We start from the raw sequence: 12,615 nt of genomic DNA on the forward strand, positions 1-12,615 counted from the left end.
TCACGGCCGCACGGCATAGATTTCTACAGCGGAGCTACGAAGGGAGCCGGGCGTTGCGGACTTTGGCGATAGGCATTGCGCTCACGGCGGCTGCGGTGACGTTGGCCCCGCCGGCGTCCGCGGAACTGTGGCCCGGCAACTACAACTTCATCATCCCCGATCGCCGGGATTTCCATACCTGGGCGTGGGGGGCCGCCCCCTGCCCCGGCGAGATCGTGTTTTCGCCGACCTGCGTCCGCGTCTCGGCCAACCCCATGCCGATCGCCAAGGCCTACCCCTGGTACGGCATCGCGACGCTGAACAACGGGCAATACACGATGACCGTCGACAATCCGGACGGATTGCGCTGCGGCGACATCTATTACGGTCCGGTCATCCCCACCCGCGATGTCTTCACCTGGGATCCCAAGACATTGGCGGGAACCATGGAATCGTCGTTCGACGTCGGCTGCGACGGCGCACCGGGCGGCACCTTCACCTACCCGTTCTGGCTGACCCGGCTCTGAGTCAGCCGGTGATCAGCGCGCCGTACTGACCGATCAACTCGGCGGTGCGCCAATAGATCAGCGCCGCGAACACCACCAGCACAGCCGCGGAGACTCCGCCCTGCACGAGGTTGCGGCGTTCCCGCGGTGCGTAGGTGTAGACCGCCGCGATCAGCGACCCGGTGATGAGGCCGCCCACGTGGCCCTGCCAGCTGATGGACGGGACGGTGAACGTCAGCACCAGGTTGATGCCGATGAGCACGACCACCCAGCGCACGTCGAGATTGAGCCGCTTGGCCACCACGAACGTCGCCCCGAACAATCCGAAGACCGCGCCCGAGGCGCCCGCGGTCGCCGCCCCGATCGGTGCGAGCAGGTACACCAGCACCGAACCGCCCAGCGCGCTGAGACCGTACAGCGCACCGAACCGCAGCCGGCCCAGCCAGGCCTCGAGCGGAGGGCCGATCACATACAGCGCCCACATGTTGAACAGCAGATGCATGGCGCCGTAGTGCATGAACGCCGATGTGATGAGGCGGAAGTACTCGCCTCCGGCCACGCCGGGGGCCCACAGCACCAGCGCGCGCTGAAGATCTCTCGACGTCATCTGCAGCACGAACATCACCACGTTGACCGCGATCAGCGCATAGGTCACGTACGGCAGGCCGGAGCGCCGGATGCCGCCGGCGCCGGTACGCGCCGGGCGGACACTCTGCCCGGCGGCTGCCACGCAGTCGACGCATTGATGTCCGACCGCGGCGCTGCGCATGCACTCGGGGCAGACCGGCCGCCCACAGCGAGTGCATTGCACATAGGTCGGGCGGTCGGGGTGGCGGTAACAGGTCGGTGTGCCCGCCGGAGTTTGCGGTGTGTAAGGGATGCTCATAGTCCTGCCACCGAAGATACTGTGCCGGGCCGGTGGCGACGCACCTGAGACGGCGTCGCCGACGCCGCGGAGACGGTACGGATTCCGTCGTCGCGAGCCGGAGCCGCACCAGCACACCCGGCCAACCAGTGCCCGGACACTGGTTGGGCTGCGGGAACGGGGGCGTTCGGCAGCTAACCTTCGGATTCAATTTCGATGGGCGTCAATATTTGCCATATCCGCACTGCCGCGTCCCATTTCCGGGACGGCCGAATCGGTGCTGAAGTGCCCATATAGCTACCCACAACAATATGTAGCCACACGACTGATTCCGTAGTACATTTCCCCCAGGTTGAGTTCACAGCCGCCCGGAGACGCCGGCGCGCGAGGGCTCGAGAACTTTCGCAGCGCAGCTTCGATTCGAAGAGCTTCGGCAGGCACATCCGGCATCGCGGAGTACCACTGATGGAGGCGCCATGACTTCAGCCACCGCCGCAGGACCCTTGGCTGTCACCCGCTTGGGCCGCGACCGCACGGACCGTGGAGCCTTCCGGTCCAGAGAGCTCAGCGCGACCACCCTGCTCATCGCCGCAGTCGGCGAGGTGGACGCGTCGAATGCCGGCGACATGCTCGGTTACGTCGAGGACCACATCTCGGGGTATCAGCAGCTCGTGATCGACCTGTCGAAGCTCGACTTCTTCGCGATGGACGGGTTCTCGGCGCTGCACACGCTCACCGTCCGGTGCTCGCGGCGCGGGATCGACTGGGTGCTGGTCCCCGGCCCCGCGGTTGCTCGCGTGCTGCGGGTCTGCGATCCGGAGGGGCTGGTCACCACGGCGGGCAACATCGTCTCGGCGGTGGCCGCTCTCGCCCGTGGCCCACACACCCATCTGCAGTTGGCCCCGCTGGCGAAGTAGCCGGCCGTCCCTTCCTAGACTGGTTCGATCGGTTCTAGCGAAGGCGAGCAGCCATGGCGACACACGGTCGCAATCTCAACGACCTGGTGACACGGTTCTGGAGCGTCGCCGCACCGCTCTACGACCATCCCCGTCTGCAGCACTGGGTTTACCAACCTGCCCAAGACGAGGTCATCGATGAGCTGCGCGCCCACGGCGCCTGCCGGATCGCTGACATCGCCTGCGGCACAGGTATTCTCGCGGCTCGCATCAAAGCCGAGCTGCAGCCCGACGAGGTGTACGGGGTGGACATGTCCGACGGCATGCTCAAGCAGGCCAAGGCGCGCGACCCTGAGGTGCAGTGGCGCAAGGGGCCGGCCGAACAACTGCCGTTCGACGACGAGTCGCTCGACGCCGTCGTCTCGACATCGGCCTTTCACTTCTTCGACCAGCCGGCGGCGATGCGCGAATTCCACCGGGTGCTGCGGCCCGGCGGGCTGGCGGCGGTTGCGACGATCAGCCCGCCGCAACTGCCGCTGCTCGGCCAGCTGACCAACTCGCCCGCCAGTGCCGCGCACAACCCGTCGGCGCAGGAGATGCGCACGCTGTTCACCGACGCCGGTTTCACGATCAGCGACCAGCACCGGGTGCACCGGCCGCTGTGGACCAAAGGCGTGTTCGACCTCATCACGATCGGGACGAAGCCCGCGTCCTGACCGATTCGGGCCGTATCCTTCGACACCATGGCCGTCGAGCTGCTCGCCCCCAGTGTCGAGATCGGTCTGGTGACCACCAATCTGGGTCCGATGGTGGAGTTCTACGAGCACTTCCTCGGGCTGCCGTTCCAGCTCGACCTCGACTTTCCCGGCGGCACCATGAAGCGCTACCTGATCGGTGACAACACCCTCAAACTCGTGACCTACGACCAACCGCCTCCCGCGGACCTCACCCCCGGCGGCGGACGCGCGCAGACCGGTGTCCGCTACATCTCGCTGGTGGTCACGAACGTCACCGAGGTGGCCGCCCAGGTCGCCGCCGCCGGGTACGACATCGTCGAACCGCTCACCGAATTCACCGCATTGCCCGGCATCGGGTGGTTCTTCGTGGCCGATCCCGACGGCAACTGGGTCGAGCTCGCCGGTCCGATCTGAACACCGCTCATCCGTCCGACGTCACCCACTCAACGCAGAGGAACACCTATGGCCATCGAGCTACTCGCCAAGAACATCGAAGTCGGTTTGGTCACCACCAACCTGGGTCCGATGGTCGAGTTCTACGAGAACTTCCTGGGCCTGCCCTTCACCGGCGACCTCGACTTCCCCGGCGGCACCATGAAGCGCTACGCACTCGGTGACAACGTGCTCAAGCTGATCACCCTCGACCAGCCGCCGGCCGCACCGGCGACGCCGGGGGGCGGACCGGCCGCGGCCGGCATCCGCTACTACACCGTGGTGGTGGCCAACACCACCACGGCCGCCGAGCAGGTCAAGGCCGCGGGCTACGAGATCGCCCAGGAGCTCGCGGAGTTCGCCCCGGTACCCGGCATGGGCTGGATGTTCGTCGCCGATCCGGACGGGAACTGGGTCGAGCTCGTCGGCCCGATGTAGATCGCGGCCCGTACCCTGGGCATCGTGCCCGAGCTTCATCCCGACGTCGCGGTCCTGGCGCCCCTGCTGGGGACCTGGACCGGTGCCGGCACCGGCGAGTACCCGACCATCGAGACGTTCGGTTACGTCGAAGAGGTCGCGATCGGACACGTCGGCAAGCCCTTCCTGACCTACTCGCAGCGGACCAGGGCCACCGACGACGGCCGGCCCCTGCACGCAGAGACCGGCTACCTGCGGGTGCCGTCGCCCGGCCGGATCGAACTTGTCGTCGCCCATCCCACCGGGGTCACCGAGATCGACGAAGGCAAGCTGTCGGAGACCGGCGACGGCCTGGCGATCGAGCTCGACTCCACCGCCATCGGGCTCACCGGTTCGGCGAAAAGCGTTACCGCCCTGAGCCGTTCGTTCCAACTCGCCGGTGACGAACTAACCTACAGCGTGCGGATGGCCGCCGTCGGCGTGCCGCTCACCCACCATCTGGCCGCGACCCTGCACAGGAAGCAGGGGTGAGCCACTCCCCCGCCGGGGACGGCCGGATTCGCGTCCCGACCGACCTCGGCGCCGTCACCGACGTCGGCGCCGAGGACCACGCCGACATCTCGGCGGCCACCGCCGACCGGATCTGGGAATCGGTGCGGCACTGGTACGCCGCGGGCATGCACCCCGCAATCCAACTGTGCCTGCGGCACAACGGAAGAGTCGTGCTCAACCGCGCGATCGGCCACGGTTGGGGCAACGGTCCGGCCGACCCGCCGGACGCCGAGAAGGTGCCTGTCACCGTCGACACCCCGTTCTGTGTGTACTCCGCGGCCAAGGCCATCAGCACGACGGTGGTGCACATGCTCGTCGAGCGCGGCGAGTTCTCCCTGGAGGACCGGGTCTGCGACTACCTGCCGAACTACACCAGCTACGGCAAGGACCGCACCACCATCCGGCATGTGATCACCCACAGCGCCGGCGTGCCGTTCGCCACCGGGCCACGACCGGACCTCAAACGGATGAACGAGAGTGCTTACGCGCGCGAGAAACTCGGTGAGCTCAAGCCCATCCACCGGCCGGGCTTGATGCACATCTACCACGGGCTGACCTGGGGTCCGCTGGTCCGCGAGATCGTCTCGGCCGCAACCGGGCGCAACATCCGCGACATCCTCGCCGAGGACATCCTGGACCCGCTGGGGTTCCGCTGGACGAACTACGGCGTGGCAGAACAGGATGTCCCGCTGGTGGCGCCGAGCCACGTCACGGGTAAACCACTGCCTGCGCCGATCGCCAAAGCGTTCCGGGCCGCCGTCGGCGGAACCCCGCAGCAGATCATCCCGTTCTCCAACACCCCGCTGTTCCTGACCGGTGTCGTCCCGTCGTCCAGCACGGTGTCCAACGCCGACGAACTGTCGCGCTTCGCCGAAATCCTGCGGCGCGGAGGTGAACTCGACGGCGTCCGGGTCATGCGTCCGGAGACGCTCCGCGCGGCGGTGGCACCCGCACGCCGGCTGCGGCCCGATATCGCGACCGGGTTCGCACCGATGCGCTGGGGCACCGGCTACATGCTCGGATCCACCCGGTTCGGGCCGTTCGGACGCGACGCACCCGGCGCCGTCGGCCACACCGGGCTGACCAACATCGCGGTCTGGGCGGATCCGGAACGCCAACTGTCGGTCGGACTGGTCAGCAGCGGTAAACCCGGACAGCACCGCGAAGCGGGCCGCTACAGCGACGTGCTGGATCGCATCAACGCTGAGATCCCCCGCGTCCGCGGGTGAATTGTGCCGGCCCGGCACGGTCGATAACGTACCGACCATGGGTGACTCGCTGCTGCAGCAACAACTCGACGAGGTACGTGCCCTGCTGCAGCGGGCGCGCGAGCTGTTCGGCCCGAATCCCGTTGCGCCGCCGGAGGTTGCCTCCGCCGACGGCGACCGGTAACCGCTCAGGATTCGTCGGACCGCAGCCGATGCTGCCGCAGCGCCTCGGTGGCCAGCTCGAGGTCGCGGCTGCTCGCCACATCGTCTGACGGGGTGTGGCCCGCCGCCACGATCTCGGCGCGCACCTGCATCAGCGCTTTCAGATTCGACACGTCCGCGGTCAGCAGGATGCCCTGCGCCAAGGTCTGCGCGTCGGCGTCCATCGCGGGTTCGGCCAGGGCCACGCTGTGCAGGTAACCACCCCGGCAGGACCGGAACAGGATGTGCCCGCTGGGATGGACCGCGTCGAACTCGGGATCGGGTTCGGTCATGAACCGTCCCGGGTGATGCGGCCGAGCTCGGCGGCGGCGGCGCTGTCCTGGTGTTCCCAGACGTCGGCGGCGTGGCTCAGATTGGTCGCGAGTTCGGCGTGGGCCGCGGCCTGCTGCTCGTAGCAGGCCCGCCGCTGATCCAGCAGTTCGCGGCCGGCGTCGCGCAGCTCACCGAAGATCGGGCCCAGCGAGTCGAGACTGGCGAGGATGTCGGCGTGCCGGGCGGGCACCGTGCTCAGCTGCTCGGCGGTGTCCTGGTGGTCGCGGGCCGCGCGGCGCAGCTCGTCGGGTACCACGTGGATGCGCTCTGCCATGTCACTCTCCTATCGCCGGCGGACCGGCTGTCACCGCGGGCCGGGTCGGCGCGGGTCGGTCGGGTCTCGGGGTCGTGGTTCCGGCGCCCGGCTCAGGCGGATGCTCCCACCCTAGGAAGCTCGGGCCCGCGACGCTGGCAATGGGCTGGATCTGGTTGTTGAGCACCGCCTTGCCGTTGCCCACCGCCAGCGCATGCCGGTCAGTCAGCATCCCGATGTCACCGGGCGACACCCGGGCGGCGTCCACGGGATGCGAGACCACGGTGCCCGGGGCCGGGATCGTGATGCCTTGCTGCCGGAACGCCTCCGGGATGGGCGTTCCGGCCACCGCGGCGGTGATGGCTGCCGCCAGTTGAGGCGTCGGCGCGGTCACCGTTTCACCGGTGGGCAGGGTGACCACGGTCGAGTCGTCGGGAGGCGGCGTATCGGACTCCTCCCCCGCGCTGCTGTCGTCGTCGGCCGCCGGATCGGCCGGAGCGTCGTCGATCGGCTGGTCCGGCACCGGCTCGTCGAGCAGGTCAGAGGTGTCTGCGGACGGCAGCCGCGGCGGGGTGAGAGTGTCGAATGTCGGCGGCACGGGGCTCGGACCGGCCGGCGCACCCGCACCGGTGCCGCCGCCCGTCGCGGGAATCGCGGCCATGGGCGGGATCATCGGCGCGGCGACCGGCTGGCCGCCGGCGGCGGCAGGGTCAGGCGGCGGCGCGAGGTCGTCGGGCAACAGGCCATCGATGAACGGGTCCGGGCCGAGATCCGGCGGGAGGTCGACGGCCGGCTCAGCCGGTGTCGCGGCCACCGGGGCGGCATCGGGTGCGGCCTCGGCTGCGGAGTCCGGGGTGGCACCGACGTACAGCGATGCCAGCGCGGCGGCCAAGGACGCCTTCGAGGTGGCGTCCAGTCCCGCGGTCTCCACGACGGTCTTGATATCGCGCAACTTGTCGATCAGATACCGCTGGAACGCGCGCGCACCGGCCGGGGTGTCGAGGTCGGTGCGGGCCGCGACGGCGGCCTCGATGTCCCTCTGCAGACCATCGAGGGCTTCCCGGCCCGCGGTATGGACGGCATGGGCATTGAGAACCGCGGTGATCACCTGCAAGTCGAGCTGTGCGCTCACCGAATTCTGATGTGCCAGTGAAGTTTCAGCCGTCCGAATGGCGTCCGCGGCCCGCCCCTCCCCCACGCCGGGCGACTGGTCGATGGGTGCCACCGGGTCGAGGGCGGCGGGATGCTGCGCGCGAATCTTGGCCACTACGTTGTCGATTGCGCTCGGCGACACCACACTGACCGGGCTGGTGATCGTGGCGAGGTCGGTGTCCGAGAGCCCCGTCAGCCAGGCCCGGCTGTCACCGGTGACCGCACCGACGCGCGCGATCACGTCGAGCAGGTCTTGGTAACTCGCCACCGGTGCCCTCTCATGCCGGCGACTGTATCCAGGCGGTGTTCGGGTGACAATTCACCCGTCAGGAAGGTGTGGACGACACCTGGTAGCGGTCCAGAAGTCGCTGGAGCGCCGCGGTTTTGGCGGCGGCTTCGGCGCGCGCGGCGATCAGCACATCGCTGATTTCGCGTTGCTTGGCGAGCAGAAACCGCGCGAACTCGCGTCCCTCGACGGGCGCGGTGACAGTGTTCGCAGCGACCGCCGCCTCGATCTCGGCGTTGATAGCGTCGAGCTTGCGGATCGCCTCGGTTGCGGCGGCATGCGCGGCCGACACCACCTCGGCCAGTTCGGCGTCCGCCCCGGCGAGGTCGCGGTCCCGCGCGGCGAGCAGCGATCGAGCCGACTCGAGGGCCTCGGCCGAGGCTCCGACGTGCTCTGCCATGCGTCGACGGTACTCAGCGAGATTTCGCCGAACAACTCACCACTCGGCTAAGCCGGCCGGCGGATCGCGATGTCGGGACCCAGTCGGCTGATCCGGACGTTGGCACCGGAGTAGGGCGCCTCGACCACCAGTCCGTTGCCGATCGCCATCTGGACATGGCCGGCATGCGGGAACACCAGATCACCGGGGCGGACGTGGGAACGCGGTACCGGAACCCCGTCATTGATCTGGTCGTAGGTGGTGCGGTGCAGTGGCACCCCCGCCTGGGCGTAGGCCCACTTCACCAGGCCTGAACAGTCGAAGCGATCCGGGCCGGTAGCTCCCCACACGTAGGGGCAACCCAGCCGCGAGAGCGCGGCGCGCACGGCCAGCGCAGCCCGTGAACTCGGTGCCGGCAACCGGCGGTGCCCACGGCGATATCGCAGCGCGCGCAACAGCGCGAGACGACGCCGGGCTCGACGCCGGGCGGCCAGGACGTGCGCGTGCTGGGCGCGCAGCCGGGCGGCCCTGCGCCGCAGCAACTCTCGTTGAGCGACCGGGTTGTCCGGGGTGGTGGCGGCATCGGCGTGGGCGGCGTCGAGCACGGCCCGGGTTTGCCGCTGAGCCTCCTGATGATCGCGCTGGACACGGGCCAGGATTGCCGACACCTCGGCGTCGACACGGCGGGCGCCGTCGAGTTCGGTGCGTCCCCGTTCGGCCGCACGGTGATAGGCGGTGGGCAACCCATCGCCCGGGGACGACGCCACCGCGGGTGCCGCATCGAGCACCCCCACCGCCTGCCGGCCGGAGAACAGCGCATGGGCGCGGCTGAGGATCTCCACCTCGGGGGCGGTCATACCCGCTCCTCGACAAACGCCCGCACCCGCGGCAGCACTCCGGGTGGGATGGCCCCGCGGTTGCGGATGTCCCACAGCTGCTCGACGTCGACTCCGATCAGTGTCGCGATCACCGGCTCGGGAAGCTCGGAGCGGGCACACGCCTGGTCGAAGCGCGCGCTGATACTGCCCGGCATGCGGGCCAGCAGCCCGCTCCGGATCGCTTCCAGGGACTTGAGGTGAGTCATCAGGCGGTCCACCGATTCGGCCCCCGCGTTGACCGCGACGCGCCACGAGTTGGCGGCCAGCAGCTCGGCCTTCACGCATTGCTCGATCACGGACTGAATATACGTTTCATATTCGTTTGACGTCTCCGCTGGCAGGCGGGCTATCAACGAGTTCAGCGATTCCAGGTGCGCTTCGGCATGCGCCTCGAGCACATCAGCGTCGCTGTGCCGGCTGACGACGATGCCGGTGGTGGTCCGCGGCGGCGTGGATTCGGCCGGTCCGCCGGTCAGGAATTGGGCGATCTCAGCGGCTGGATCATCGGCAACGACGAGCCGCGCGTAGGTACCAGGCGGCAGCCCCAGTCCATTTTCGACCTTCTGAACTGTGCCTTTGTGCGGCTTGCGGACACCGCGCTCCAAGAAGCTCAGGCCCATGATGCTGACCCCCGTGGCGGCGGCCAGCTCGGCCAGCGACCAGTCCCTCGCTTCGCGCAGAGTCCGGATGGCCGCACCCGCCGCCTCTCGGCTCACGGTGGGGCTCCAGCCATATACGGATCGTACACAGGCCTATCGGATTATACGTTTTCTTCTACGTTCCTCTTGCGCCTTGCGGATGTCGCATATATGCTTCCGTCATTGAATCCGGCCAAGGAGGCTCCGATGAACTACCGCCCATGCTCGGTCGAGCCCGATCTGTGGTTCGGCTACGCCGACGACGACGCCAGCGACGGCGCGGCCAAGGCCCGCGTCTACGAGCAGTCGGCCACCCGCGCCCGGACCATCTGTCTACGCCGGTGCCCCCTGGCCCAGCAGCGTGCGTGCGCCAGAAGCGCCGTCGAGAGCGGCGAGGAATACGGGGTGTGGGCCGGCATCAAACTGCCGGGCGGCCAATACCGCAAGCGCCATCAGCTGGCGCACGCGCACGAGGTTCTGCGGCGCATCGCCGACGGCAAGCTCAATCCGCGCGAACTGCCCGAAAGCGCCGAACTGCTGGACCGCAGCGAAGCGCTGCCCGCCCAAGTGGCAACCGTCGTGCATCTTCCGCTGGGCCGGCCGCGTACCGCGGCCTGAACTACCAGCTGGCTTCGGCGGCTATCCGGCCGAGCCGACTGCCGTTGCCGCAGAACGCTTTTGCATGTTCTCGTCGACCTCGCGCTGCCACACGTCATAGGCGTGAGTGGTGTCGACCTCGAGTTCGAAGCGGTCGGTCATGTCCGCGGTGACATCGGCGGCGTCGACGTAGAACTGCTCGTACCACCGCCGGTACTGGTAGAGCGCGCCGTCCTCCTCGCACAGCAGCGGATTCTCGATCCGCGTCTTGTGCTTCCAGATCTCGACGTCTTGCAGGAAGCCGACCTCGTAGATCTTCGAATACGACTGGGCGAGTTTGGCCGCCTTCTCGTCCGACAGCCCCGGCATGTTCTGCACCGAGACCCCGAACTGCAGCATGAATGAGTTCTGGTCGATCGGGTAATGGCAGTTGATCAGCACCGACTCCACGGTGAAGTCCGGTCCGAGGTCGTTGTGCAGCCAGTTGATCATGTACGACGGCCCGAAGTAGGTGGCCTCCGAGCGCAGCTTGGTGCCCTCCCACAGCCGCTCCGGGTGCTCGGTGAAGTCTTGGCGTCCCTTGGATTCCATGTACTGGCTCGCGGTGTGGCCTTCGAAGACGTTCTTGAAGAACGTGGGGTAGGCGTAGTGGATGTAGAAGAAGTGCGCCATGTCGACGTTGTTGTCGACGATCTCGCGGCAGTGCGCGCCTTCGATGACCATCGAGTTCCACGCCCACTTCGACCACTGGCCCTCGTCATAGCCGTCGATGGTCGGCGGGGTGAGTTCGGCCGGTGGCGTGGAGCCCTCCGGGTCATGCCACATCAGCAGCTGCCCGTTGACCTCGATGGTCTGGTACTTGCGGGTGCGGGCGAGCTTGGGAACCCTTCGCGCATAGGGAATTTCGACGCAGCGCCCGGTCGCGCCGTTCCAGCGCCAGTCATGGAACGCACAGGCGAGATTGTCGCCCTTGACCGTGCCCATGGCGAGGTCGGCACCCAGGTGCCGGCAGTAGCCGTCGAGCACATGGATGTCGCCCTGTGAGTCGGCGTACACCACCAACTTGCCGCCGAACGCATTGATGCCGTGCGGCTTGCCATCGCGGAAATCCTCTGCCAGGCCCAGGCAGTGCCAACCGCGCGCGTAGCGCGTCATGGGCGTGCCGGGGTCGATCTCCCGGATCTGGTTCATGCGCTCATTTAAGCACATGTGCTTAAAGCTGCCTAGCACTGATTTAGACTGCTCGACGTGGACCGCGGTGCCCGATCACGGGAAGTACTGCTCGACGCCGCTGAACGGCTGATCGCCGAGCACGGCTTCGAGGTGCCGCTGCGGGAGATCGCGGTGGCCGCGGGCCAGCGCAACAACTCCGCCGTCAACTACTACTTCCGCAGCAGGCAGGACTTGATCGATGCGGTGGTGGCCCGACGCCTGACCCCGATGGAGGTCGAGCGGCAAGCCCTGCTGGACCGCATGTCGGGTGAGCAGATGGCCGACGCGCACGCCGTGCTGCGAATCCTGGTCGGGCCGTTCTTCCACAGTGAAGGCACCCACTACGCGCGGTTCCTCGAAGTGGTGCGGATCCGGCTGAATCGGGAACCGCAGAGCCCGGCGGAATCGGCCTGGCCACGGATCCTCGACGCGCTGGCCCGACTGGTTCCGCTCAAGGACCGCAGCGCCCGGGAGAACCGGGTCGGTGCCGTCGCCACCGCAATGTTCGCCCTGCTCGCCGACCACGAGCGGCGGGTGGAATCCGGCGACACCGATGCCGACAGTCTCGAGGAGATCGTGACGATGCTCGCCGCGATGCTGACCGCCGCGCCGGTGCCGGCGCCGGCGACTCGCTGACTGCGGCAATTCCCGGGCAGGGGAGTCGGTATGCGGATAGAACTGTGTCGACACAGCAGACGTTGGGAGGCGCGCGGGTGCGGATCGTGGTCGCGGTAGCCCTGGCGGGGTTGATCGCACTGGTGGTGGCGGTGCTGACCGACAGCACCTATGCGGCCATCGCGGTGGTCGTGCTCGCGGTGGTGGGCATCGTGCTGTTGTTGCGCGACTGGCGGGCTGATCGCAAGCGGGCCGCCGCAGGGGAGTCGACGGCGGTGCCGCACGACGAGCCCGTCGACCCGTCGATGAGCCCGGAGCTGTTCGCGCCGGACATCTCGGCCGATGGTCGCGGCCCGTCGTCCGACGCCCGGGCTGACTAGCGGGGGAGCCGCCCGCCGAGACGGGCATCGCTGCTGCCCAGACCTGAGTTCCTAAGGGATGTCAAGCGACCTGTTGGCTCGTAGGGTGGTTGTCGGCGG

General features: G+C 68.1%; 19 protein-coding genes. 11 read left to right on the forward strand and 8 right to left on the reverse strand.

Annotation, left to right across the window (positions count from 1 at the left end):
* Positions 1-53 precede the first annotated feature (53 nt).
* The gene (locus CRM90_RS25850; protein ID WP_102809754.1) at positions 54-506 is read left to right on the forward strand and encodes a hypothetical protein; all 453 of its coding nucleotides are present in this window, start codon (positions 54-56) and stop codon (positions 504-506) included.
* Between the two features lies 1 nt (position 507).
* On the opposite strand, the gene CRM90_RS25855 is transcribed toward CRM90_RS25850, so the two are convergent.
* Entirely contained in the window at positions 508-1,371 is an 864-nt protein-coding gene (locus tag CRM90_RS25855) for a rhomboid family intramembrane serine protease (protein ID WP_102809755.1), read from the reverse strand.
* A 455-nt stretch (positions 1,372-1,826) separates the two neighbouring features.
* Between CRM90_RS25855 and CRM90_RS25860 the strand changes: the two genes are divergently transcribed.
* The 7 genes from CRM90_RS25860 to CRM90_RS31385 are packed head-to-tail and all read left to right on the forward strand — an operon-like array spanning position 1,827 to position 5,776.
* A complete protein-coding gene (locus CRM90_RS25860; protein WP_102809756.1) occupies positions 1,827-2,267 on the forward strand; it encodes an STAS domain-containing protein in 441 nt (146 codons plus the stop codon).
* Positions 2,268-2,320: 53 nt separating this feature from the next.
* Positions 2,321-2,962 (forward strand): class I SAM-dependent methyltransferase, encoded by a 642-nt coding sequence (locus CRM90_RS25865; protein WP_102809757.1) that lies wholly within the window; start codon positions 2,321-2,323, stop codon positions 2,960-2,962.
* A gap of 27 nt (positions 2,963-2,989) precedes the next feature.
* Positions 2,990-3,397: a VOC family protein gene (locus CRM90_RS25870; RefSeq protein WP_102809758.1), complete on the forward strand. Its 408-nt coding sequence runs from the start codon at positions 2,990-2,992 to the stop codon at positions 3,395-3,397.
* Between the two features lie 48 nt (positions 3,398-3,445).
* Positions 3,446-3,853 carry a VOC family protein gene (locus CRM90_RS25875; RefSeq protein WP_102809759.1) on the forward strand — a complete coding sequence of 136 codons (408 nt, stop codon included), beginning with the start codon at positions 3,446-3,448 and terminating at the stop codon, positions 3,851-3,853.
* Positions 3,854-3,877: 24 nt separating this feature from the next.
* Positions 3,878-4,363, forward strand: a complete 486-nt coding sequence (locus CRM90_RS25880) for a peroxynitrite isomerase (RefSeq protein WP_102809760.1) — start codon at positions 3,878-3,880, stop codon at positions 4,361-4,363.
* Positions 4,360-5,613 carry a lipase LipE gene (gene lipE, locus CRM90_RS25885; RefSeq protein WP_102809761.1) on the forward strand — a complete coding sequence of 418 codons (1,254 nt, stop codon included), beginning with the start codon at positions 4,360-4,362 and terminating at the stop codon, positions 5,611-5,613. The genes CRM90_RS25880 and lipE overlap by 4 nt, the downstream gene beginning before the upstream one ends.
* Before the next feature lie 37 nt (positions 5,614-5,650).
* On the forward strand, positions 5,651-5,776 hold the full coding sequence (locus CRM90_RS31385; protein ID WP_286145665.1) for a hypothetical protein: 126 nt from the start codon (positions 5,651-5,653) through the stop codon (positions 5,774-5,776).
* A 4-nt stretch (positions 5,777-5,780) separates the two neighbouring features.
* Here the strand turns inward: CRM90_RS31385 and CRM90_RS25890 are convergent, their stop codons facing one another.
* The 6 genes from CRM90_RS25890 to CRM90_RS25915 are packed head-to-tail and all read right to left on the reverse strand — an operon-like array spanning position 5,781 to position 9,790.
* Positions 5,781-6,086 (reverse strand): DUF2694 family protein, encoded by a 306-nt coding sequence (locus CRM90_RS25890; protein ID WP_102809762.1) that lies wholly within the window; start codon positions 6,084-6,086, stop codon positions 5,781-5,783.
* Positions 6,083-6,400, reverse strand: coding sequence for an ESX-1 secretion-associated protein (locus CRM90_RS25895; RefSeq protein ID WP_102809763.1), 318 nt, complete (start codon positions 6,398-6,400; stop codon positions 6,083-6,085). Before CRM90_RS25895 ends, CRM90_RS25890 begins: the two co-directional genes overlap by 4 nt.
* A 1-nt stretch (position 6,401) precedes the next feature.
* On the reverse strand, positions 6,402-7,799 hold the full coding sequence (locus CRM90_RS25900) for a DUF4226 domain-containing protein (protein WP_102809764.1): 1,398 nt from the start codon (positions 7,797-7,799) through the stop codon (positions 6,402-6,404).
* 58 nt (positions 7,800-7,857) lie between these two features.
* Complete coding sequence (locus CRM90_RS25905; protein WP_102809765.1) at positions 7,858-8,217, reverse strand: DUF4226 domain-containing protein; 360 nt, start codon at positions 8,215-8,217, stop codon at positions 7,858-7,860.
* Positions 8,218-8,264: 47 nt separating this feature from the next.
* Positions 8,265-9,053, reverse strand: coding sequence for a C40 family peptidase (locus CRM90_RS25910; protein WP_102809766.1), 789 nt, complete (start codon positions 9,051-9,053; stop codon positions 8,265-8,267).
* Positions 9,050-9,790, reverse strand: coding sequence for a helix-turn-helix domain-containing protein (locus tag CRM90_RS25915; RefSeq protein WP_102809767.1), 741 nt, complete (start codon positions 9,788-9,790; stop codon positions 9,050-9,052). The genes CRM90_RS25910 and CRM90_RS25915 overlap by 4 nt, the downstream gene beginning before the upstream one ends.
* A gap of 129 nt (positions 9,791-9,919) precedes the next feature.
* On the opposite strand from CRM90_RS25915, the gene CRM90_RS25920 reads away from it, so the two are divergent.
* Positions 9,920-10,330 carry a WhiB family transcriptional regulator gene (locus CRM90_RS25920; protein ID WP_102809768.1) on the forward strand — a complete coding sequence of 137 codons (411 nt, stop codon included), beginning with the start codon at positions 9,920-9,922 and terminating at the stop codon, positions 10,328-10,330.
* A 21-nt stretch (positions 10,331-10,351) separates the two neighbouring features.
* Here CRM90_RS25920 and CRM90_RS25925 read toward each other — a convergent pair whose 3' ends face one another.
* Positions 10,352-11,500 (reverse strand): 3-ketosteroid-9-alpha-monooxygenase, oxygenase component, encoded by a 1,149-nt coding sequence (locus CRM90_RS25925; protein WP_102809769.1) that lies wholly within the window; start codon positions 11,498-11,500, stop codon positions 10,352-10,354.
* A 57-nt stretch (positions 11,501-11,557) separates the two neighbouring features.
* On the opposite strand from CRM90_RS25925, the gene CRM90_RS25930 reads away from it, so the two are divergent.
* A complete protein-coding gene (locus CRM90_RS25930; RefSeq protein WP_102809770.1) occupies positions 11,558-12,157 on the forward strand; it encodes a TetR/AcrR family transcriptional regulator in 600 nt (199 codons plus the stop codon).
* 44 nt (positions 12,158-12,201) lie between these two features.
* Positions 12,202-12,516 carry a hypothetical protein gene (locus CRM90_RS25935; RefSeq protein ID WP_142391456.1) on the forward strand — a complete coding sequence of 105 codons (315 nt, stop codon included), beginning with the start codon at positions 12,202-12,204 and terminating at the stop codon, positions 12,514-12,516.
* Positions 12,517-12,615 lie beyond the last annotated feature (99 nt).

This window comes from Mycobacterium sp. ENV421, assembly GCF_002887815.1.
GTDB lineage: Bacteria > Actinomycetota > Actinomycetes > Mycobacteriales > Mycobacteriaceae > Mycobacterium.

What these genes read in the sequence shown, in the direction of transcription:
- CRM90_RS25855 (WP_102809755.1), bottom strand. Translation starts at nt 1,371, where the DNA reads ATGAGCATCCCTTACACACCGCAAACTCCGGCGGGCACACCGACCTGT.
- CRM90_RS25860 (WP_102809756.1), top strand. Translation starts at nt 1,827, where the DNA reads ATGACTTCAGCCACCGCCGCAGGACCCTTGGCTGTCACCCGCTTGGGC.
- CRM90_RS25865 (WP_102809757.1), top strand. Translation starts at nt 2,321, where the DNA reads ATGGCGACACACGGTCGCAATCTCAACGACCTGGTGACACGGTTCTGG.
- CRM90_RS25870 (WP_102809758.1), top strand. Translation starts at nt 2,990, where the DNA reads ATGGCCGTCGAGCTGCTCGCCCCCAGTGTCGAGATCGGTCTGGTGACC.
- CRM90_RS25875 (WP_102809759.1), top strand. Translation starts at nt 3,446, where the DNA reads ATGGCCATCGAGCTACTCGCCAAGAACATCGAAGTCGGTTTGGTCACC.
- CRM90_RS31385 (WP_286145665.1), top strand. Translation starts at nt 5,651, where the DNA reads ATGGGTGACTCGCTGCTGCAGCAACAACTCGACGAGGTACGTGCCCTG.
- CRM90_RS25890 (WP_102809762.1), bottom strand. Translation starts at nt 6,086, where the DNA reads ATGACCGAACCCGATCCCGAGTTCGACGCGGTCCATCCCAGCGGGCAC.
- CRM90_RS25895 (WP_102809763.1), bottom strand. Translation starts at nt 6,400, where the DNA reads ATGGCAGAGCGCATCCACGTGGTACCCGACGAGCTGCGCCGCGCGGCC.
- CRM90_RS25905 (WP_102809765.1), bottom strand. Translation starts at nt 8,217, where the DNA reads ATGGCAGAGCACGTCGGAGCCTCGGCCGAGGCCCTCGAGTCGGCTCGA.
- CRM90_RS25910 (WP_102809766.1), bottom strand. Translation starts at nt 9,053, where the DNA reads ATGACCGCCCCCGAGGTGGAGATCCTCAGCCGCGCCCATGCGCTGTTC.
- CRM90_RS25920 (WP_102809768.1), top strand. Translation starts at nt 9,920, where the DNA reads ATGAACTACCGCCCATGCTCGGTCGAGCCCGATCTGTGGTTCGGCTAC.
- CRM90_RS25925 (WP_102809769.1), bottom strand. Translation starts at nt 11,500, where the DNA reads ATGAACCAGATCCGGGAGATCGACCCCGGCACGCCCATGACGCGCTAC.